This window comes from Bacteroides sp. AM54-2NS (genome assembly GCF_003602935.1).
Taxonomy (GTDB): domain Bacteria; phylum Bacteroidota; class Bacteroidia; order Bacteroidales; family Bacteroidaceae; genus Bacteroides; species Bacteroides xylanisolvens.
The window spans coordinates 1-23,321 of the sequence record NZ_QTMZ01000004.1 but is presented as its reverse complement, the minus strand read 5'-3'; the positions used below and the strand labels follow the sequence as shown (position 1 = coordinate 23,321).

The following is a 23,321-nucleotide window of genomic DNA, read 5'->3' as shown; positions in this document are numbered from 1 at the left end:
CAAAAAGATAATGAAAAAATATAATTATATAATCGTAAGTTTGCTGGCGTGTCTCTTGACGACATCTTGTAATGACTATTTTGACCAGGTGCCTGATGACCGTTTATCACTCAAGGAGATTTTCACAACCAGAGATGGAGCCTTGCGGTATCTTTCGAATGTATACACATTCTTACCGGATGAATTTAACCAACGTCAGGTGCATGAAACAAGTCTGTACCGTACTCCCGGTCCTTGGACGGGCGCTAGCGATGAGGCGGAGTGGACAAATGACAAAAAGGAAAAACTGATAAATAACAACTCTATCGATGCGACTGAAGGAACAATGGTATTATATCGCTGGAAGAGTTGGTTTTCAGGTATTCATGAAGCGGCAGTATTTACAGAAAATGTAGATCAGGCACCGCTGACTGTTACAGAAAGAAATCAATGGAAAGCGGAGGCAAGAGCTTTGCGGGCGATCTATTATTTTTATTTAGTACGTACTTATGGTCCGGTTCCTTTGCTTGAAAAGGATTTTCCGATGGATACTCCGAGTGATGAGTTGCAACTCTCGCGCAATACGGTAGATGAGTGTTTTGATTTTATCGTATCAGAACTGAAAGGTGCACAAAACGATGGTTTATTGGACGATGCTTCTACCGACAAAGTGTCCGGATATGGCCGTATTGACAAGGCGATTGCACAGGCGTTTATCATTGAAGCATTGACTTATCGTGCCAGCTGGTTGTTTAACGGAGAGTGCACTTACTATTCAGGCTTGGCTAATACGGACGGAACAAAGCTGTTCCCTAACAAACCGGATGAAGCTACCAAACGTGCCAATTGGCAGAAAGTGATTGATGAATGTAACACTTTCTTCTCTAATTACGGAAGTCGTTATCATTTGATGTATACCAATAAGGACGGTGTTGCTGTTTCCGGTCCGGACTCGGAAGGATTCAGTCCGACGGAATCTTATCGCCGTGCAGTAAGAACCTTGTTTTCTGAAATGGGTAACAATAAAGAAATGATTTTCTACCGTTTGGATAATGCTGCCGGAACCATGCAGTACGACCGTATGCCGAATAGATCCGGTAATACGACCAACTATAGGGGTGGTAGCTTGTTGGGAGCAACCCAAGAAATGGTAGATGCCTATTTCATGTCAAACGGAGAATCCCCTATTTCCGGTTATAGTGCTGACGGTGTCACTCCGATTATCAACGAAAAATCCGATTATGTAGAAGAAGGAGTCTCTACAGCAGAATACAAAGGAATAGACGGTACTTTATATGCACCGGTAGGAACCAGAATGATGTATGTTAATCGTGAACCTCGTTTCTATGCAGACATAACCTTTAGTAATTCAAAATGGTTTGAAGGAACAGAAGGCGGTTATATAGTAGATTTCACTTATAGCGGAAGCTGTGGTAAGGAACAAGGTAGCAATGACTATACGAGTACAGGTTATTTAGTACGTAAATGTATGGATTCCGGTGACCGTAACCAGAATCTGGTTTGTGTGCTCTTGCGTCTGACTAATATTTATTTTGACTATATCGAAGCGCTTGCTCATGTCAGCCCGACTCATGAAGACATCTGGACGTATATGAACATGATCCGTAAGCGTGCGGGCATTCCGGGCTACGGTGAAACAGTCAATCTGCCTAAACCGACTACAACGGAAGAAGTCATGGAGCTGATTCGTAAGGAGAAACGCATTGAGTTGAGTTTTGAAAACTGCCGTTATTTTGATGTACGTCGCTGGGGATTGGTAAATGAGTATTTCAACAAGGCAATTCACGGTATGAATGTCAATTATGACGGAAATGAATTCTTCAAGCGTACGGAGATTGTGAAGCGTATTTTTGACCGTCAGTACTTCTTCCCCATACCACAGGGCGAAATTGATATTGATAAAAACTTGGTTCAGAATACAGGATTCTAAATACTGATTATAAAATAGAAATGATGATGAAACAATATATTTTCTCTGCAGTTTGTCTCATGTCCGGTGTCCTTTGTATGTCCTCTTGCAATGAGGATAAACAGGCAAAGCCATATACTCGGATACGAGATTGTACCGGAGTATACCAATGCGGATACCTGGACTGCCTATGAAGCATTTAATGATAACTTACTGGACCCCGATAAGAATATTTATAAAACAAGTACCGCTTATACTGCTGCTACCGACCGTAATAACGGAGCTGCCGCTATCTGGTGCCAACCGATCTATTGGGATATGGCTATGAACGCATATAAACGTGCAAAAGCGGAAGGAGATACGGAAAGAGAAAACAAATACAAGCAGTTGTGTGATGATTTGTTTGCCGGAAATAAAGCACATTATGTAAACTTTGATTTCGACGATAATAATGAGAATACCGGCTGGTTTATCTATGATGATATACAGTGGTGGACCATTACTTTGGCACGTGCTTACGAATTATTTAAAGTGGAAGAGTATCGCAGTCTGGCAGAAGCAAGTTTTGCACGTGTATGGTACGGTTCTCCCCGCGTAGGTGATACGGGTTCTTATGCAGATCCTGAAAAGAATTTGGGTGGAGGTATGTTCTGGCAATGGCAGCCTATCGGCAATCCGAATGAAAATGCTGCCGGTGATGGTAAGATGGCTTGTATTAATTTCCCGACTGTGGTAGCTGCATTGACCCTTTATAACAATGTTCCTGCCGATCGTGTGGCTGATCCGAATCCGGAAAGCTGGAGTAATAAGTACGGTGATTTTACCCGTCCGCATTATGAAACGAAGGAAGCTTATCTGGCAAAAGGAAAAGAAATCTATGAATGGGCTGTGAAGAATTTGGTAGACAGCAATACCGGAGAAGTTGCCGACAGCAAGCATGGTGAAGGCAATCCGGCATGGTCGGACCATGTATACAATCAGGCCACTTTTATCGGAGCTTCGTTATTGCTTTATAAAGCTACCGGTGAGAAAACATATTTGGACAATGCAATTTTGGGAGCTGACTATACAATGAATACCATGTCCGGAACGTATGATTTACTGCCGTTCGAGAGTGGCGTGGAACAGGGTATTTATACCGCTATCTTTGCGGAATACATGGCCATGCTGGTAAATGATTGTGGCCAGACCCAGTACGTACCGTTCTTGAAACGTAACATTAATTACGGCTGGGCTAATCGCGACCAGACACGTAATTTGTGTGGTGGCGAATATCATAAGGCACAGATAGAAGGCGCTACTATTGACAGCTATAGTGCATCCGGAATACCGGCATTGATGTTGTTGTTTCCGGCAGATAAATAATTGTAACCCATAAAAAAGAAGAATAATGAATACGAAATATTCAAATTGGAAAATGTGGTATTATGTGTTATGCATGGTACTGACACTTCAATTGGCGGCTTGTTCTGAAGAAACGCATGACGAGTATACTGCGGCTCCTGAAATAGAAGATACCTATATCGACCAACTGGATGCATTGATTGCTGAAATGACCGATTTGCAGCAAAATTCAGACTACGGAGATAAGAAAGGACAGTACCCCACCGAAAGCCGGGCAATTCTGACAGATGCGATAGATGATGCCAATCGTGCGGTACTTTTAATCAAATATCAGCAACCCTCTCCGTCGGAAAGTGAGAAACAACGCTATGTGGCAGAAGCCAAGGCGTCTATAGAACAGTTCAAGAGTACGATCCGTACAGAAGACGCTGAAACAACACCGGCTGAACTGTTTGTGGACGGACGTGGTGATGGTGGTTCTTATATCGATTTCGGACGTAGCGAAGAATATGTCAATTTCGGAACCGAAGGAAACCAAGCCTTTACTGTTGAATTTTGGGTGAAAGTAACCAAAGGTGGTGGAAAAGACCAGAATGTGTTCCTGTCAACTTACATGGGCGGTGATGGATGGCGTAACGGCTGGATGATGTACTGGCGTAATGCGGACGGTGGTATTTATCGTGCGAGTTGGGGCGAAACAGGAGGAAATATCTGTGAACCGTCACTAAAGGCACCGGAAGATGGAGAATGGCAACATTTCTTGTTTGTGTACAGTGATAAAGGCTTGCCGGGCAGTCCGGAGCTTCGTGCGAAATTGTATGTGAACGGAGAAGTGAAAACAACCGAGGGAAGCGTGGGTAACAGGTTCTATAATTCGAGCAACTATGCTAACTATAATGCACCGATGACCGCTTTCGGACGTTATATGCGTACCAGTGATAATCTGTTTGAAGAAGGTTTTGCCGGTTATATGAAGAAAATCCGTATCTGGAAAAGCGCAAAGGATGACGAATATATTCAGAATTCTTATAATGGAACGGCTGAAGTGACGGGTAAAGAAGCAGACTTGGCAGCAGCATGGGATTTCATGACCAAACCTTCCGGTGCGGGTAATGAAGTAATAGACCTGACAGGCCGTCATACTGCTAAGATTATCGGTACTTACGAGTGGCAACGTATTGTTGAATAATAATGTAAAAACGATGAAAAACATGAAATGTTTAACTAATAAATGGAGAGAGGGAGCAATGCTCCTCTCTTTCCTCCTGATTTCTAGTCTGGCAGGGATATTTACCGCTTGTGACGATATTGAAGACGAGTATATAACAGATACACAGTTGAGTATCTTACAGGAAAGCCGTACGTCATTGAACTATTTATTGAAAAATTCAACCTACGGAACTGCTCCCGGAACATATCCTGAAACCGGAAAGGATATATTAAATGCTGCTATTACCGAGTTGGATGCACTGATAACACGGGTAGAAGCTGGCGAAGAACTGGATGAAACAACTTTGGAAGCTGCTGTAGCAAAGGTAAATCAAGCGATTGACGAGTTTAAAAATTCAAAATATTATAATCTGTCTCCGGAAGCACAGCAATATATCAATAATTTACTGGCTAAGGCGGATGAAATACTTGCGATCGTTAATGATGAAACGAAGTGGGGAAATCATCAGGGACAATATCCGGTAGAAAATAAGTCGGTTTTGGAGAGTGCAGCTAAAGACTTGGAAAGTCTGGCTGAAAGAATCAAATCCGGTTCCATCACAGATATGACGCAGGAGATTTATAATGAGGCTATTGCTGCTGCCGATAAGAAAGTAGAAGAAGTCGAAGATTCTGCATGGCCGGATAACAGTCAGATTACCTGGAATCTGTTTGTAGATGGAAATGCCGGTTCCTATATAGACTTTGGTTATAGCGAGGATTATGTGAAGTTTGGAGAGGATGACAATCAGGCATTTACGATTGAACTTTGGGTGAATATCAAAGAATATTGCAATAAACAGGGAGAAGACAACTGTACTTTCCTTTCTACCATGACAAACGATCCTCATTGGAGCGGATGGCGTGCCCAGGATCGTACAAAGGGATTGTTGAGAACAATGGTTGCTCACTGGCAAGATAATAATCATACAAATCCACAAGAATGGGAACCGGGATGGAAAAAATCGGACAACTGGACTAAAGATCGTTGGACTCATTATGCATTCTTATTCAGAGATAAAGGGCTGCCAGGATTTGATACCCCGACGGATGTGAAGTGTTATTCTATGATTGACGGTACGAGACAAGGTGAAATCATTCGTGTGGGCGAATCTTGGAGAACGTATATCAACGATAACTCTATTTCTAAGAAGATTCATATGACCGGATTCTGCATGAAAGACAATAATGGAAATCGTAACGAATGGTTCTCCGGTTACATAAAGAAGATCCGTATCTGGAAAACAAACCGGACAGAAAATCAGGTATATGCTTCTTATATGGGTAATGAAGAAGGTGTAAGTGCCGATAATCCGAATTTGGTAGAAGCCTGGGATTTTGAAGTGAAAGGTGATCAGCCTACTCAAAGTGCTACCAGAACAATTACAGGTTTGAAAGGTCATACAGCAACATTAGTTGGTGATAACTGGCAATGGATTGAATCCACAGACATTACAGATAACAAATAATTGTTTACCGGAATGAGTTTTCAATAGGTAGATTAAATATTCCCCTTATCTCTGTCATAAGGACAGAGTGAGGGGAAATTATTCTCCAATAACCCTTTATTAATCCTTTATTTTTATTGTAGAAAAGTGTTTTGGTCTGTATTTGTTCTTTATTGAATAAATATTATCGTTTTTTTTCAGCTATTTCTGCAATCTTTGTAACAGGAAAAATACTATAAACTTATAAACTATCATGAAAAGCAAAATTCTTTTGGCTCTGACACTACTATTGGGAGTATCAACTACCACATGGGCAGTCGGTAATTTAGGAAAAGCAAACCAGAAGAAGCATGCGTATACGAACGAAGATGTATGGGCAGCTTATGAAGGATTTAATAATACACTACTAGACTCCAATAAATATATTTACAAGACAAATTCGTCCTATCCAAGTGCTGTTGACCGTGGCAATGGAGCAGCGGCTATCTGGTGTCAACCTATTTATTGGGATATGGCAATGAATGCCTATAAACTGGCAAAAGCACAGAAAGACAGAAAGAAGACAAGTTATTATAAAACACTCTGCGAGAAAATATTCGCAGGGAACAAAGCGCAATATTGTCAGTTTGATTTTGATGATAACAATGAAAATACCGGCTGGTTCATCTACGATGACATCATGTGGTGGACGATCAGCCTGGCACGCGGTTACGAGCTTTTTGGAGTGGATGAATATCTGAAACTCTCGGAAGCCAGTTTCAAACGGGTATGGTATGGCTCGGAAAAAGTGGGTGATACAGGTTCGTATGACAAAGAAAACGGAGGTATGTTCTGGCAATGGCAACCCATTCAAAATCCGAAACCGAATAAATTCGGTGATGGAAAGATGGCATGTATCAACTTTCCGACAGTTGTTGCAGCATTAACCCTCTACAATAACGTGCCTGAAAATAGAAAAGAATCGACCGACAAACGGCCGGATTATCAGACGAAAGCTCAATATCTTGCCAAAGGTAAAGAAATCTATGAATGGGGAGTGGAAAATCTCTTGGATAAAGCAACAGGAAAGATTGCCGATAGCCGTCATGGAAATGGCAATCCCGCATGGAAAGCACATGTATACAATCAGGCAACCTTTATCGGAGCTTCCATACTGCTTTATAAGGCGACCGGAGAGAAACGTTATCTGGACAATGCTATTCTGGCAGCAGACTATACAGTGAAAGATATGTCTGCAGAACATAAAGTGCTACCTTTCGAAGGTGGTATTGAACAGGGTATCTATACTGCTATCTTTGCGGAATACATGGCATGGTTGGTGTATGATTGCGGACAAACTCAATATCTCCCGTTCCTGAAACGTACCATCAAAATAGGTTGGGCAAACAGAGATAAGACACGGAATGTATGTGGAGGCGAATACTATAAAAAGTTGCCGGAAGGTGCGGAAATTGACAGTTATTCTGCTTCCGGTATACCGGCATTGATGCTTTTGTTTCCGGCTAAGAAATAAATAGAAAACGACGGAATTTGCGTAAAATAGATTAAATAAACAGGTGAATTAAATTATGAAACAACAACTGATGATGCTGTTGCTGGGAACAGCTTCTGTACTTTGTAGCTGTGAGACCCAGGTAGAACAGCACGAGAAGAATGAATTACGTGCTCCGGCATATCCGCTGGTGACAATTGATCCTTATACTAGTGCATGGTCTACTACGGACAATCTATACGACAGTCCTGTAAAACATTGGACAGGCAAGGATTTTTCTTTACTTGGTGTTGCAAAAGTAGACGGACAAACCTACCGTTTCATGGGAACGGAAGAACTGGAACTACGTCCTTTGGTAAAGACATCCGAACAAGGTAGCTGGACAGGAAAGTATACCACTCAACAGCCTGCTGACGGATGGCAGAATGCCGGATTCAATGATAAAGCATGGAAAGAAGGCGAAGCTGCCTTCGGAACCATGGAGAATGAGCATACAGCCAAAACCCAATGGGGAGAAGAATTTATCTGGGTACGCCGGGTAGCTGATATTCAGGAAGACTTGACAGGAAAGAATGTATATCTTGAATTCTCTCACGACGATGATGCTATTATTTATATCAACGGCATCAAGGTAGTGGATACAGGTAATGCTTGTAAAAAGAACGAGCGGGTAAAACTGTCGGAAGAAGTAGTAGCCTCTTTGAAACCGGGTGAAAATCTGATTGCAGGCTATTGTCATAACCGGGTAGGAAACGGACTGCTGGATTTCGGATTACTGGTAGAATTGGACGGTTATCGTTCTTTCCATCAAACAGCACAACAAACTTCTGTAGACGTACAACCTATGCAGACTTATTATACATTTACTTGCGGTCCGGTAGATTTGAAACTGACATTTACCGCTCCTATGTTCATGGATAATCTGGACTTGTTGTCACGTCCGGTCAACTATATTTCTTATGAAGTAGCCTCCAATGACGGAAAGAAACATCAGGTTGAATTGTATTTCGAAGCATCTCCGCAATGGGCAATCGACCAACCTCACCAGGAATCTGTTGCCGACAGCTTTACTGACGGCGATTTGTTATTCCTTCGTACCGGAAGCCGCAATCAGGAGATTCTGAAGAAAAAGGGTGATGATGTTCGTATCGACTGGGGACATTTCTATCTGGCAGCTGAAAAGGAAAACAGCACATCTGCAATCGGTGACGGCAGAGAGCTGCGCAAGAACTTCGTAGCCAATAAACTGGAAGCTCCTACCACAAACGGTTATGATAAACTGGCTTTGGTACGTTCATTGGGCGAAACACAAAAAGCTGATGGCCATCTGTTGATCGGATATGATGATATTTATTCTATCCAATACTTTGGTGATAACCTGCGTCCTTACTGGAATCGTGAGGGTAATGAAACGATTGTTTCCCAATTCCAGAAAGCAGAGAAAGAATACAAGACACAAATGAAGAACAGCGCTGCTTTCGACAAGAAACTGATGGAAGAAGCTACTGCTGCCGGTGGACGTAAATATGCCGAACTTTGTGCATTGGCTTATCGTCAGGCATTGGCTGCACATAAACTGGTACAGGCTCCGAACGGCGACTTGGTATTCCTTTCTAAGGAGAACTTCAGTAATGGTTCCATCGGAACAGTCGACCTGACTTATCCGGGAGCTCCGTTGCTTTTATACTACAATCCGGAATTGGTGAAAGCTACCATGAACCATATCTTCTATTATAGCGAAAGCGGAAAATGGGCGAAACCATTTGCTGCGCATGATATCGGTACTTATCCATTGGCTAACGGCCAGACTTATGGCGGTGATATGCCGGTAGAAGAATCGGGTAATATGGTAGTATTGGCTGCTGCCATTGCAAAGGTAGAAGGTAATGCAGATTACGCACAGAAACACTGGGAAACCCTGACTACGTGGACAGACTATCTGGTAGAGAACGGACTTGATCCGGCCAACCAACTTTGTACCGATGACTTTGCAGGTCACTTTGCACACAATGCCAACCTTTCTATCAAAGCAATCATGGGTGTTGCTTCATACGGTTATCTGGCAGATATGCTGGGCAAAAAAGATGTGGCTGAAAAGTACACACAGAAAGCGAAAGAAATGGCTGCCGAATGGGTGAAAATGGCTGATGATGGTGACCACTATCGTCTCACATTTGACAAACCGGGAACATGGAGCCAGAAGTATAACTTGGTGTGGGATAAACTGTTGAATCTGCAAATCTTCCCTAAAAATGTTGCAGAAACGGAAATAGCTTACTATCTTTCGAAGCAAAATAAATATGGTCTTCCGTTGGATAACCGTGAAACATACACAAAGACCGACTGGATCATGTGGACAGCTACATTGGCAAATGACAAAGCTACCTTTGAGAAATTTATCGAACCCGTATATCTGTTTATGAACGTTACACCTAACCGTGTTCCGATGTCCGACTGGGTATTTACAGACGAACCGAATCAAAGAGGCTTCCAGGCACGTTCCGTTGTAGGTGGATATTATATCAAAATGCTTGAAGGAAAACTGATTAAATAAAACAAAAATACCATGAAGAAACTAGCTCTATTCGCTTTTACGTTACTTAGTGCATGGGCTATGACTGCAAAAACAATTACCGGACCGGTGGACTATGTTAGTCCGCTGGTTGGTACGCAGTCAAAGCACGCATTATCTACCGGAAATACTTACCCTGCCATTGCGCTGCCCTGGGGAATGAACTTTTGGGTTCCGCAGACTGGTAAAATGGGCGATGGATGGGCCTATACGTATGACGCTGACAAGATCAGAGGATTCAAACAAACCCATCAGCCAAGTCCCTGGATCAATGATTACGGTCAATTTGCCATCATGCCGGTAACCGGTAAGGCAGTATTTAATCAGGATGAGCGTGCCAGTTGGTTCTCTCATAAAGCTGAAACGGCTACTCCTTATTATTATAAAGTATATCTTGCCGATCATGATGTAGTGACCGAAATTGCTCCGACAGAGAGAGCGGCTGCTTTCCGTTTCACTTTCCCCGAAAACGACCACTCTTATGTAGTGGTAGACGCCTTTGATAAAGGTTCGTTTGTGAAAGTAATCCCTTCGGAGAACAAGATTATCGGTTATACCACTAAAAACAGCGGTGGTGTTCCTGTCAACTTTAAAAACTACTTTGTACTAGTATTCGACAAACCGTTTACTTATACGGCTGCCGTAGCCAGTGGTGTGATTGACACCAACAAACTGGAAGCGACAGACAATCATGCCGGTGCACTGATCGGTTTCAAAACCCGCAAGGGCGAACAGGTAAATGTGCGTGTGGCTTCCTCTTTTATCAGCCCTGAACAGGCGGAACTGAACCTGAAAGAGCTGGGTACGGACAACATTGAACAGATTGCTGCGAAAGGCCGCAAGGTATGGAACGATGTTTTAGGACGTATTGAAGTGAAAGATGATGATATCGATCATTTGCGTACCTTCTACTCTTGTCTGTATCGTTCAGTATTATTTCCCAGAAGTTTCTACGAGATAGATGCTAAAGGAGATGTGATGCACTACAGCCCTTATAATGGTGAAGTACTTCCGGGATATATGTTTACCGATACCGGTTTCTGGGATACGTTCCGTTGTCTTTTCCCATTCCTTAACCTGATGTATCCATCCATGAATACAAAGATGCAGGAAGGATTGGTGAACACTTATAAAGAAAGCGGATTCCTGCCGGAATGGGCAAGTCCGGGACACAGAGGTTGCATGGTTGGAAACAACTCCGCTTCCGTCGTTGCCGATGCCTACCTGAAAGGATTGAAAGGATACGATATCGAGACATTGTGGGAAGCCGTGAAACACGGAGCGAATGCAGTACATCCGAATGTTCGTTCTACCGGACGATTAGGACATGAGTATTATAATAAGTTGGGATATGTACCTTATAATGTAGGTATTAACGAGAATGCAGCCCGTACACTGGAATATGCATACGATGACTGGTGTATCTATCAATTGGGTAAAGCCTTGAAGAAACCGAAAAAAGAGATTGAAATCTTTGCAAAGCGTGCAATGAATTATAAGAATCTCTACGATCCCGAACACAAACTGATGCGTGGTAAGAATGAAGACGGTACGTTCCAGTCTCCGTTCAATCCGTTGAAGTGGGGGGATGCCTTTACGGAAGGTAATAGCTGGCATTATACCTGGTCGGTATTCCACGATCCTCAAGGTCTGATCGATTTGATGGGTGGTAAAGACGGATTCAACCAAATGATGGATTCTGTATTTATCCTGCCTCCGATTTTCGATGAAAGTTATTATCGAGCCGTTATTCATGAAATCCGTGAAATGCAGATTATGAACATGGGCAACTATGCACATGGCAACCAGCCGATTCAGCACATGCTCTATATGTACAACTATTCCGGCCAACCTTGGAAAGCGCAACATTGGATTCGTGAAGTGATGGACAAACTTTATACCCCTGCTCCCGACGGTTATTGCGGTGATGAGGACAACGGCCAGACTTCTGCCTGGTATGTATTCTCGGCAATGGGATTCTATCCGGTATGTCCGGGTACGGATGAATATGTTTTGGGTACTCCCTACTTCAAGGAGATGAAGCTGCATCTGGAAAACGGAAAGACGGTGACTATCTCTGCTCCGAATAACGGAGACGATAAACGTTACATTTCGTCGATGAAATTGAACGGTAAAGAATATACCAAAAACTATCTGACTCATCAGGATTTGTTGAATGGCGCTAGCATTTCTTACAAAATGGACGCGAAACCCAATCAGCAACGTGGTACCAAAGAATCCGATTTCCCTTATTCTTTCTCTAACGAATTTAAAAAGAAGAAGTAATCATGAAGAAACAGATCAAATATATCAGCGCAGGTATGCTGGCAGGTATGCTTCTCTGTGGCGGGGAGCTGCAAGCCTCCAACCGTATGACGGAAATGCATGTATGTCTGGCGGATGCTATTCAGAAAGATAACCGCCCGGAAATATCCAATCGTTTGTTCCGTTCCAATGCGGTAGAGAAGGAGATTCTCCGTGTACAGAAACTTTTGAAGAATGCGAAGTTGGCATGGATGTTTACCAACTGTTTCCCGAATACACTGGATACAACCGTACATTTCCGTAAAGGAAGCGATGGCAAACCGGATACGTTCGTATATACGGGTGATATTCATGCTATGTGGCTACGCGACTCCGGTGCACAGGTATGGCCTTATGTGCAATTAGCTAATGCAGACCCTGAACTGAAAGAAATGCTGGCAGGTGTTATTCTCCGCCAGTTCAAATGTATCAATATCGATCCGTACGCGAATGCTTTTAATGACGGCGCTATTCCTGACGGTCATTGGATGAGTGACCTTACAGACATGAAACCGGAATTGCACGAACGTAAATGGGAAATTGACTCCTTGTGTTATCCTTTGCGCTTGGCCTATCATTACTGGAAGACTACCGGAGATGCGAGCATATTCAACGAAGAATGGATTCAAGCAATCACTAATGTACTGAAAACATTCAAAGAGCAACAACGCAAAGACGGAGTAGGTCCTTATAAATTCCAACGTAAGACGGAACGTGCACTGGATACTGTGAGTAATGACGGTCTGGGAGCACCGGTGAAACCTGTCGGTTTGATTGTTTCCAGTTTCCGTCCTTCGGACGATGCTACTACGCTTCAGTTCCTGATACCTTCCAATTTCTTCGCTGTATCTTCGTTGCGCAAGGCTGCCGAGATTCTGGAGACGGTAAATAAGAAGACAGCTTTGTCTAAAGAATGTAAGGACTTGGCGCAGGAGGTGGAAACAGCTTTAAAGAAATATGCGGTGTATAACCATCCTAAATATGGTAAAATCTATGCATTCGAGGTAGATGGTTTTGGAAATCATCATCTGATGGATGATGCCAATGTGCCGAGTTTGCTTGCGATGCCTTATTTGGGTGATGTGAATGTAAACGATCCGATTTATCAGAATACCCGCCGTTTTGTGTGGAGTGAGGACAATCCTTATTTCTTTAAAGGCAAGGCAGGCGAAGGAATCGGCGGACCGCATATCGGTTACGATATGGTATGGCCGATGAGTATTATGATGAAAGCCTTCACAAGTCAGAATGATGCCGAAATCAAGACTTGCATTAAGATGTTGATGGACACGGATGCTGACACCGGCTTTATGCACGAATCTTTCCATAAGGATAATCCGAAGAAATTTACCCGCGCATGGTTTGCCTGGCAGAATACTCTTTTCGGTGAGTTGATTTTGAAGTTGGTTAATGAAGGAAAGGTAGATTTATTGAATAGTATACAGTAATATGCTGACATAGTAATTTGAACGCGGATAACGCGGGTGATGCGGCTCTTTTTCTGATGCAAAATTAGAAAAAACGCGTTATCCGCGTCGTCTGCATCTAAATATGAATAGCTGAAAACTAATATTTAAAAAACAATTGTATCATGAAAAAGTTATGTGTATGGGCAGTTGCCGCCCTTTTAATGGCAGCTTGTACTCCGAAAGCTGAAAAGGCTACAGATTCCGGTTTATTGCAGAGTAAATTCCAGACAGAAGTAGATGGAAAGAAGACTGATTTGTTCACTCTGCGTAACAAGAACAACATGGAAGTTGTATCACGAACTTCGGTGGACGTATTGTTTCAGTGATGGTTCCCGACAAAGACGGAGTAATGCAGGACGTAGTGCTTGGCTTCGATTCTATTCAGGACTATATCAGCAAGCCTTCGGATTTCGGTGCGACTATCGGACGTTATGCCAATCGTATCAATCAGGGACAGTTCACCTTGGATGGTGTGGAATATCAGCTTCCCCGCAATAACTACGGTCATTGTCTGCACGGCGGACCGCAAGGATTCCAATACCGGGTGTTTGATGCAGCATTGTTGAATCCGCAGGAATTGCAGTTGACTTACCGTGCAGAAGACGGTGAAGAAGGTTTTCCGGGAAACATCACTTGTAAAGTGGTGATGAAACTGACGGACGATAATGCCATCGATATTCAATACGAAGCGGAAACAGACAAACCGACGATTGTAAATATGACTAACCACTCTTATTTTAACCTTGAAGGTGATGCCGGCAACAACTCCGGTCATTTGTTGATGGTGGATGCGGACTATTATACTCCGGTGGACAGCACCTTCATGACAACTGGCGAGATCGTTCCGGTAGAAGGAACCCCGATGGATTTCCGCACCCCGACTCCGGTAGGCGAACGTATCAACGACTATGATTTCGTACAGCTGAAAAACGGCAATGGTTACGATCACAACTGGGTATTGAACACGAAAGGCGACGTAACCCGTAAATGCGCTTCTTTGAAATCACCGAAGACTGGTATCGTACTCGACGTTTATACTAATGAACCGGGTATTCAGGTATATGCAGGTAATTTCCTCGATGGTTCGCTGACAGGAAAGAAAGGCATTACTTACAACCAACGTGCTTCCGTATGTCTCGAAACACAGAAATATCCGGATACTCCGAACAAACCGGAATGGCCGTCGGCTGTACTTCGCCGGGCGAAAAGTATACAAGCCAATGTATCTTCAAATTCTCTGTAGACAAATAATGGATTTATGAATCAGCTCCCTGCTCTCGGTTGCCAATTATTTATTTCGGAATATATTCATAGGCAGCTATTTGTGAGGCTTTATTACGGCCTTCCGTCTCTTATTGGGACTGTTCTCTACAATATATTTCTATGGTTTACGGGAGTAGGGGGATTGATAAGTCTGTTATCGGGCAGCTCTTTTTCAAAAGATGGAAATGGAAATCAATAATTTATGAGATACTGGAAAACATATTATATCATCTGTCTTATATTTATGCTTACTCCGCTTACATTATGCGGACAGGTAGATGCAGAACGGTTACAGGAGCTGGACAAGCTAATGTTTAATGGGAGATATTTTGAATCAAAAGAGCTGTATAAGAATCTGTCTGATACGACAACTATCCCTTCTGATTTAGATTTGTTCTATAAATTTAGGATGGCACAGTTTTTGAACAAGACGGATAGTGCTGTTTACTATTTGGAGAAGTATATACCTTATTATTATGAGGATTGTGGAAATCAAGTGTTAATTCTTTATTCTATGTTGTTTGATGCATACATTGAACTTGGGTATAAAGATAAGGCACTATGTACTTATCAACAAATGAAACAGCTTTGGGATGAAAGTCTTTCAAATATAAATGGTAAAGCGTATGAGGGGTGGCAAACTGATATTAAAAATTTTTTATCCTATGCTGAAAGTGCCGTGAATTCGCCTCCTATAACAATGAAACGGAGCAATACATCTTCTTTTGTGGATATAAAAGGACATGACAAACCTGTTTTTCAAGCAAAGTATAATGGGATATCACAGACTACTATCTTTGATACAGGGATGCAACCTTACTGTTTTTTGAGTAAAAAGTTAGCCGAGGGGATGGGGATTCGATATGACAGCATTGAAAGGAATAAAGTAGTGGTGAATGAGACTTTGGTTTGTGTCCGAAGTATTATCGATTCTATTGAAGTCGGAAATATCACCTTTTATAATATTCCTACCCTTATCTATAAGGAATCTGAAAGTATTCCGTATGTATCCAGTTCATTAAGGAAGAAGAGGCGGATGAAGAAGGCTTTAGATTCGGTGCGTACATGGGTGGCGGAGCGTGTATGTCTTGGGCTACCGATCATGAAGTTGATAGGGAAAATACAGACTGATTATGATCATAATAGAATGTGTTTCCCTGTTTCAGATGTCACTCTTTCCAAGGAAGCAAATATTTATGCATACGAAAAAGGGCTTTATATGCGTATAAAACTTAATGACATTGATTTTACGGCTAATCTGGATACTGGATCTGGTGAATATATTGAAGTTGATTCTGCATTTTATGAAAAACATCAGAAAGAGATGCCAATTGGTTTTGTAATGAAAAAGAATAGGTTTGGAGTAGCTATGGTACATCAGGCGCGGATGTCCTCATATAAATCATTAAAAAATCCTGTAATTATATTTGATAACAAATTAATGCAGCCTCCGACTATAGATGATGAGGTAAGGGTATATTCTGTTAAATCTATAGCACCACTCTTTGATGGATTTGTAGGATATCGTTTTTATCGAAGCATAGGAAAGAAAGTGCTGCTGGACCTTGATAATATGCGTCTTGAAGCAGTGCAATGAGAGTTGGGTGTTTTTATGTATAAGTTGATGCCAAATAAAGCTCACTGGATAATGAGATAGCCTATAAAAGAAAGAAAATGTAAATCAATAGTAGTATGAGATATCGTAGGTCATATTATATCATCTGTCTTATTTTTATGCTTACTCCACTTACATTACATGGACAGGTCGCTGTTGAACGATTACAAGAGTTGGACAAGCTAATGTATAATGGAAGATATTTTGAATCAAAGGAATTGTACGAGAATCTATCAGAGACAACGACAGTCCCTCCTGATTTAGAGTTATACTATAAATTTCGAATGGCGCAATTTTTAAACAAGACAGACAGTGTCGCTTACTATTTAGAGCAGTTTATACCTCACCATTATGCAACTTTTGGGGAGAAAACACTTGTTTTTTATTCTAATTTGTTTGATGCGTACATAGAACTAGGGGATACGGATAAGGCATTGGATACTTATCTGCAGATGAAACGAATTTGGAATGAAAGTCTTACAAAGACAAATATAGGCGGAAAAGAATATGAGGAATGGCGAACTGCTACAGAGAATTTCTTATCCTATGCTGAAAATGCAGTGAATCTGCCTCCTATAAAAATGAAACGGAACGAAACGTCTTCTTTTGTTGATATAGAAGAAGGTGATAAGTCTGTTTTCCAGGCAAAATATAATGGAATATCACAGAACACTATCTTTGATACAGGGGTGGGCCCCTACTGTATCCTAAGTAGAAAGTTGGCGGATGGGATGGGCTTTAGATATGACAGCATTGACGAGAATAAAGTAACGATCAATGAGAACTTGATTTCTGTCCGGAGTATCATTGATTCTATTGAAGTTGGAAATATAACTTTTTACAATATTCCAGCCTTCATTTACTCGGACACCGCGAGTGTTCCATTTGTATCCGGTTTATCAATTAAGAGAAGAAAGAAGAGGAAGAAGGCTCATACTGTTGTAGATTCGGTGCGTACATTGTTTACGGATTGTGTGTTTCTTGGACTGCCGGTAATGAAATTGATAGGGAAGATACAGACTGATTACGAACATAACAGAATGTGTTTCCCCGTCTCTGTGCCCAATGCTCACCTTTCTAAAGCCCCCAATGTTTATGCATACAAATACGATTTGTATATGCGTATAAAACTTAATGGAACTGATTTTACGGCTCATCTGGATACGGGTTCTGATGAATATATTACAGTAGATTCTGCATTTTACGAGAAACATCAGAAAGAACTGCTGATTGGTTCTACCAGTAAAAAGAATACATTCGGGGTAGCTATGCTGCATCAGGCACGGGCGATCACATATAAAACGTTAAAAGATCCTGCAATAATATTTGATGATAAATTAATGCAGCCTCCTGGTCCGGAAGCTGTAAAAACATATCCTCTTGGCCAAATAGTTCCCGGTATATTCTTTGATGGAGTTATAGGCAATGGCTTTTATCGGAGAATAGGAAAGAAAGTGCTGCTGGACCTTGACAATATGCGTCTTGAAGCAGTGCAATGAGAGTTGAAATAATCTAAATGAGAATAGAATAGACGAAATGAAGAAAAATAAAACGAAAGGACTTTTTGCATCGATAGTGCTTGGAGTGGCGGTTACAGCTTGTGCGTCTGCTTCTTCTAGTGGTACGGTGACGGTAGTGGACCGACCGGACATACAGTCCGTCAATACCAATTATATCGGGTATCGCGCTCCGCTTCGACCGTTGAATTTTATAAAGTTGCCGGTAGGTAGTATTCAGCCTGAAGGATGGGTGAAGAAGTATCTGGAGTTGCAGCGTGACGGTCTGACCGGACACTTGGGAGAAATCAGCGCTTGGCTGGAAAAGGATAATAATGCCTGGTTGACAACTGGTGGCGATCACGGCTGGGAGGAAGTCCCTTACTGGCTCAAAGGGTATGGCAATCTAGCATATATCCTGAATGACCCGAAGATGATTGAAGAAACCAAATATTGGATTGAAGGTGTATTTGCCAGTCGCCAGCCGGATGGCTATTTCGGTCCGGTCAATGAACGTAACGGCAAACGCGAACTTTGGGCACAGATGATTATGCTCTGGTGTCTGCAATCTTATTATGAGTATTCTCAAGATCAGCGTGTCATTGACCTGATGACGAATTACTTCAAGTGGCAGATGACTGTTCCCGATGACCAACTTCTGGAAGATTATTGGGAGAAAAGCCGTGGCGGTGATAACATCATCAGTATCTACTGGCTTTACAACCATACTGGGGATGCTTTCCTGCTCGAACTGGCCGAGAAGATTCACCGTAACACAGCCGACTGGACGAAATCCACCTCCTTACCTAACTGGCACAATGTAAATATCGCCCAATGTTTCCGTGAACCTGCCACTTATTATATGCAGACCGGAGATTCAGCGATGCTGAAAGCCTCTTATAATGTCCATCATCTGATACGGCGTACTTTTGGACAGGTTCCCGGAGGTATGTTCGGTGCAGATGAAAATGCTCGTCTGGGATATATCGATCCCCGACAGGGAGTGGAAACCTGCGGCTTGGTAGAACAAATGGCTTCCGATGAAATCATGCTTTGTATGACAGGAGATCCCATGTGGGCGGAACACTGCGAAGAAGTAGCGTTCAACTCTTATCCGGCTGCCGTGATGCCGGACTTCAAGGCATTGCGTTATATCACTTGTCCGAACCATGCCATCAGTGATTCGAAGAATCATCATCCGGGCATTGACAATCGTGGCCCGTTCCTTTCGATGAATCCTTTCAGCAGTCGTTGCTGCCAACACAATCATGCACAGGGCTGGCCTTACTTCACCGAACATCTGGTACTGGCAACTCCCGACAACGGAGTGGCAACAGCTATTTATGCAGCTTGCAAAGCTACAGTGAAAGTGGGTGACGGCAAGGAAATCACTCTTCACGAAGAGACAAATTATCCTTTTGAAGAAGGCATTGCCTTCACTGTTTCTACCGATGAAAAGGTTGCTTTTCCATTTTATCTTCGTATTCCTTCATGGACTCAAAAAGCGGAAGTGCGGGTGAATGGCAAGAAGGTAAGTGCAGCTCCTGTAGCGGGAAAATATCTTTGCATCAATCGCGAGTGGGCGAATGGTGACCGTGTGGAATTGACTCTTCCGATGTCTTTGTCTATGCGTACCTGGCAGGTCAATAAAAACAGCGTAAGCGTAGATTACGGACCTTTGACTTTGTCTCTCAAGATTGCAGAGAAATATGTAGAGAAAGACAGTCGCGAGACTGCTATCGGTGATTCAAAATGGCAGAAAGGTGCTGATCCCCAGAAATGGCCTACTACTGAAATCTATCCGGATAGCCCCTGGAATTATTCATTGGTATTGGATAAGAAAGAACCTTTGAAAAATTTCAAGGTCATCCGTAAATCCTGGCCGGCTGACAACTATCCTTTCACAGTAGCCAGTGTACCTTTAGAAGTAAAAGCTATCGGTCGTCCGGTTCCTGAATGGAAGATAGACGAAACAGGACTGTGTGGCGTATTGCCGGAAGAAGATGCGGTGAAAGGTGATAAAGAAGAAATAACATTGATCCCTATGGGGGCGGCACGGTTGAGAATCTCTGCGTTCCCGAACACAAAAGAATAAATTAATAACTAGAAAACTTAGAATAAATGAAACGTATTGTTTTTTTAGATTACATCCGTGTGTTTGCATGCTTTCTCGTCATCCTTGTTCATGCCAGTGAGAATTTCTACTGTGCTCCCGGAGCCACTGATATGGCAGGTCCGCAGTCTTTTTTGGCAAATGAAGTAGACCGGCTATGGGTATCAGTGTACGACGGTTTTTCACGTATGGCAGTACCCCTGTTCATGATAGTCTCTGCCTTCCTGCTTGCACCGATGAAGGAAGAGCAGTCTATGTGGCAATTCTATCGCCAGCGCTGTCTTCGCATCCTTCCACCGTTTTTCATATTCATGCTACTGTACAGCACTCTACCTATGTTGTGGGGACAGATAGACGGAGAAACATCTATGAAGGACTTGTCGCGGATATTCCTGAATTTCCCGACGCTAGCCGGACACTTGTGGTTTATGTATCCTCTGATAAGCCTTTATTTGTTTATCCCAATTATATCCCCATGGTTGAGAAAAGCCACGGCTAAAGAAGAACGTTTCTTTATAGGGCTGTTCGTGTTGTCAACCTGTATGCCTTATCTCAATCGTTGGTGCGGTGAAGTGTGGGGACAATGTTTCTGGAATGAATACCACATGTTGTGGTACTTCTCCGGTTATCTGGGCTATCTTGTTCTAGCGCATTACATTCGTGTACACCTTACCTGGAACCGTTCCAAACGTTTCATTATAGGAACCATTTTAATGGTGATCGGTGCTGTATGGACTATTTATTCATTCTATGTGCAGGCTATACCCGGCGAACTCCATTCCACACCTGTAATAGAAATAGGATGGGCTTTCTGTACCATTAACTGTGTGCTTCTCACAACGGGTACATTCCTTATGTTTACATGTATCAAACGTCCGCAAGCTCCCAAGTTGGTGACGGAAACATCGAAACTTAGCTATGGCATGTATCTTATGCACATATTCTGGCTCGGACTGTGGGTGACTGTGTTCAAAGATACATTGGCGCTTCCCACTGTTGCCGCTATACCATGTATCGCAGTGGTTACGTTTATCTGTTGTTTTGTAACAACTAAGATCATTTCGTTTATACCGGGCAGTAAATGGATAGTAGGATAAATATCCGGAAACAAAGTAGCATATACTACTGACTTCAGGCAGATGATCCTAGGCTATAAACAGTAAGATATTGAATAGATAATCAAGTTTTTCCTGATTTTCTATTCAAAATCTTACTGTTTATAGCTTATTTCCCTCTTAATGTCCTCTTTTTCTTTTTACTTCTTTCACCTCTTTCACTCCTATTATAAACCATTACTCCCCAGATCCTTACGGGTGAACCCTTCCTCTATTTGAAGCTTTATGCCGCTTTCATCGGTTTCACCAGATACACATTCCCATATTTGGTATGTTTGCGGGTGACCCCTGCCGCAAGTAAAACTTGCGCGAATGTAGCCGGATTACTTCCTCGCATGGCAGCGGGGTTATACATCTTCAGTCTCCTGAATATATCCGAAGCCGAGAGCCGTTCGCTTCCCTCTTCATCATCTTTAGCTATCCGGAAGCAGGCATGAAAGATTTCCTCTGCCGGACACGGATGATAAAAAGCAGCATTGTGGCGTTGCAGTTCCCGTTCCTCTTCTTTTGTGAACCAATAGCGGATGCCGGAGAGCAGTTCAGCTTTCAGTTGGGCATAGATCTGATCGTGCATGATCCCTTCGCAATCGATCAGATGTTCTGCTTCAATGCAGATGAATCGCCGGCTACCGGTGGGATCGGTGAGCAAGTCAAAGCGGTTGCTTGTACCGATGAAAGAAGCGATGCGCGGCAAGTTGCGGAAATTCTTTTGATAAGCTTTGCAGATATTTAGGTTTGCCATTTGCATTAGATTTTTCAATAATGGCATTTGCTGCGTTCCGTACTTGTCAAATTCATCCATGTTCAGGAGTCCCATTTCGGCAAGTAACCTTTCCGGTTTTCCTTGTGCAGACAGTTTCAGGTTGTCCATGTAATAACGTGACAGTGCCGGCGGCATCAGTGCCTTGCAAAATGTGGATTTTTGTCGTCCCTGCTCGCTGCTGACAAGTATGGGGGCTACGCTGTTGGCATGTATTCCCGTCATGCCTAACCATTGGGCGGTGAGTCCCAGCATCCAGGTATGGAAGCTTTTTATCCAGAGCTGATTGTCAGAGACACGCTGCGCCAAAGCCTCCAGTCTGTCTGTCCCATCCCAGCCGGGCAGTTCTTCCATGTAAAGCCGGAAAGGATGGTATTCAGGAATACAAGTGGAATAAATGTAACGGCTCAAGTCTTTATCCCAGCAGGATATGCCCTGGTCGTGTGCTTCCATGCAGAAAGTGTTCAGTTCCCGCTTATTTACAGGTTCGAAAGGAACGGCACGTTTGTTGGCAGGGCGATATTCCGTTTCTTCCGTCAATAGGTTGTAACGAAAATCATACTGTTTTTGCAGGAATGTACGTACCTCTTGGGTTAACCGAACCGGTTGTTTTCGCTCTGCCTCTTTCTCCCTTCCAGTAGGCGGTGCAGTGTCCGGCAGGAGAACGGTATATTTATCTTCATGACATTTTAGCGTTTTCTGTGGCTCTTTGTCTGTTTTCTCAACTGCATCTTCTTTGTTCTCTTTCATTTGAAACAATTTTAGTTCCTTCAATACCTGTCTCCATATCAATGTTATTGCATTCATTATTTTTTCTATTTTTTAGTGATTAAAATCGGTTTATTGTTCAGCGCTGATACTGCGAATGTACTATCGGATGATACCGGTTTGCAAGTATTTCTCCGGAAAAAATATTAATTTCTACTTGACTGAAGAAGGCGGCTTCTTATCGTCCTTTTCTCTATTTTTTATCGTATCTTTGACGAAGAGTTATTTTTGATTCACTTTCGTGGTCCAATCAAATGACAAGAGTGATCTAATTGGATAACGACTGTGATTTGAATGAACCACAGTAGTGGTTTAATAATAAACTTAAAGTTTTTCAGGGAAAACGCACGAGTTAAAACGCTTTAATAAAGTTGTTTATCAAATTAGCTAGATACTCATCACTCCATCCAGCCTTCTTCCTTTTCCTATTGACAGAAGTCTTCT

At 42.5% G+C, this 23,321-nt stretch carries 11 protein-coding genes and 3 pseudogenes; 13 read left to right on the top strand and 1 reads right to left on the bottom strand.

Translation table 11 applies throughout. The annotated features are described in order from the left end of the window. Nucleotides 1–10 precede the first annotated feature (10 nt). The 13 genes and pseudogenes from DXA05_RS03530 (at nt 11) to DXA05_RS03470 (ending at nt 21,331) form a co-directional block, all read left to right on the top strand. Nucleotides 11–1,930 (top strand): RagB/SusD family nutrient uptake outer membrane protein, encoded by a 1,920-nt coding sequence (locus DXA05_RS03530; protein WP_004322390.1) that lies wholly within the window; start codon nt 11–13, stop codon nt 1,928–1,930. A 23-nt stretch (nt 1,931–1,953) separates the two neighbouring features. Further along, nucleotides 1,954–3,274: pseudogene (locus DXA05_RS03525) on the top strand (glycoside hydrolase family 76 protein). A 25-nt stretch (nt 3,275–3,299) separates the two neighbouring features. Continuing rightward, complete coding sequence (locus tag DXA05_RS03520; protein ID WP_128858801.1) at nt 3,300–4,442, top strand: DUF4972 domain-containing protein; 1,143 nt, start codon at nt 3,300–3,302, stop codon at nt 4,440–4,442. Nucleotides 4,443–4,464: 22 nt separating this feature from the next. After that, on the top strand, nt 4,465–5,931 hold the full coding sequence (locus DXA05_RS03515) for a DUF4972 domain-containing protein (protein WP_117611276.1): 1,467 nt from the start codon (nt 4,465–4,467) through the stop codon (nt 5,929–5,931). 232 nt (nt 5,932–6,163) lie between these two features. Continuing rightward, nucleotides 6,164–7,423 (top strand): glycoside hydrolase family 76 protein, encoded by a 1,260-nt coding sequence (locus DXA05_RS03510; protein ID WP_128858800.1) that lies wholly within the window; start codon nt 6,164–6,166, stop codon nt 7,421–7,423. 55 nt (nt 7,424–7,478) lie between these two features. Next, a complete protein-coding gene (locus DXA05_RS03505; protein ID WP_128858799.1) occupies nt 7,479–9,956 on the top strand; it encodes a DUF4965 domain-containing protein in 2,478 nt (825 codons plus the stop codon). A gap of 12 nt (nt 9,957–9,968) precedes the next feature. Next, nucleotides 9,969–12,260, top strand: coding sequence for a GH92 family glycosyl hydrolase (locus tag DXA05_RS03500; protein ID WP_128858798.1), 2,292 nt, complete (start codon nt 9,969–9,971; stop codon nt 12,258–12,260). 104 nt (nt 12,261–12,364) lie between these two features. Then, nucleotides 12,365–13,726 (top strand): annotated as a pseudogene (locus DXA05_RS03495) (glycoside hydrolase family 125 protein); the annotation flags it as partial. Nucleotides 13,727–13,869: 143 nt separating this feature from the next. Next, nucleotides 13,870–14,998, top strand: a pseudogene (locus tag DXA05_RS03490) (aldose epimerase family protein). A gap of 433 nt (nt 14,999–15,431) precedes the next feature. Further along, nucleotides 15,432–16,607 carry a retropepsin-like aspartic protease gene (locus tag DXA05_RS03485; protein ID WP_284515390.1) on the top strand — a complete coding sequence of 392 codons (1,176 nt, stop codon included), beginning with the start codon at nt 15,432–15,434 and terminating at the stop codon, nt 16,605–16,607. Nucleotides 16,608–16,702: 95 nt separating this feature from the next. Then, on the top strand, nt 16,703–18,124 hold the full coding sequence (locus DXA05_RS03480) for a retropepsin-like aspartic protease (protein ID WP_087318161.1): 1,422 nt from the start codon (nt 16,703–16,705) through the stop codon (nt 18,122–18,124). A gap of 37 nt (nt 18,125–18,161) precedes the next feature. Further along, the gene (locus DXA05_RS03475; RefSeq protein WP_117611265.1) at nt 18,162–20,216 is read left to right on the top strand and encodes a beta-L-arabinofuranosidase domain-containing protein; all 2,055 of its coding nucleotides are present in this window, start codon (nt 18,162–18,164) and stop codon (nt 20,214–20,216) included. Between the two features lie 26 nt (nt 20,217–20,242). Beyond that, on the top strand, nt 20,243–21,331 hold the full coding sequence (locus tag DXA05_RS03470) for an acyltransferase (protein WP_117611264.1): 1,089 nt from the start codon (nt 20,243–20,245) through the stop codon (nt 21,329–21,331). 241 nt (nt 21,332–21,572) lie between these two features. Here DXA05_RS03470 and DXA05_RS03465 read toward each other — a convergent pair whose 3' ends face one another. Next, entirely contained in the window at nt 21,573–22,916 is a 1,344-nt protein-coding gene (locus DXA05_RS03465; protein WP_128858796.1) for a VapE domain-containing protein, read from the bottom strand. Between the last annotated feature and the right edge of the window lie 405 nt (nt 22,917–23,321).

Excerpts from the sequence above, each read along its gene's own strand:
- DXA05_RS03530 (WP_004322390.1), top strand. The coding sequence starts at position 11 with ATGAAAAAATATAATTATATAATCGTAAGTTTGCTGGCGTGTCTCTTG.
- DXA05_RS03520 (WP_128858801.1), top strand. The coding sequence starts at position 3,300 with ATGAATACGAAATATTCAAATTGGAAAATGTGGTATTATGTGTTATGC.
- DXA05_RS03515 (WP_117611276.1), top strand. The coding sequence starts at position 4,465 with ATGAAATGTTTAACTAATAAATGGAGAGAGGGAGCAATGCTCCTCTCT.
- DXA05_RS03510 (WP_128858800.1), top strand. The coding sequence starts at position 6,164 with ATGAAAAGCAAAATTCTTTTGGCTCTGACACTACTATTGGGAGTATCA.
- DXA05_RS03505 (WP_128858799.1), top strand. The coding sequence starts at position 7,479 with ATGAAACAACAACTGATGATGCTGTTGCTGGGAACAGCTTCTGTACTT.
- DXA05_RS03500 (WP_128858798.1), top strand. The coding sequence starts at position 9,969 with ATGAAGAAACTAGCTCTATTCGCTTTTACGTTACTTAGTGCATGGGCT.
- DXA05_RS03480 (WP_087318161.1), top strand. The coding sequence starts at position 16,703 with ATGAGATATCGTAGGTCATATTATATCATCTGTCTTATTTTTATGCTT.
- DXA05_RS03475 (WP_117611265.1), top strand. The coding sequence starts at position 18,162 with ATGAAGAAAAATAAAACGAAAGGACTTTTTGCATCGATAGTGCTTGGA.
- DXA05_RS03470 (WP_117611264.1), top strand. The coding sequence starts at position 20,243 with ATGAAACGTATTGTTTTTTTAGATTACATCCGTGTGTTTGCATGCTTT.
- DXA05_RS03465 (WP_128858796.1), bottom strand. The coding sequence starts at position 22,916 with ATGAATGCAATAACATTGATATGGAGACAGGTATTGAAGGAACTAAAA.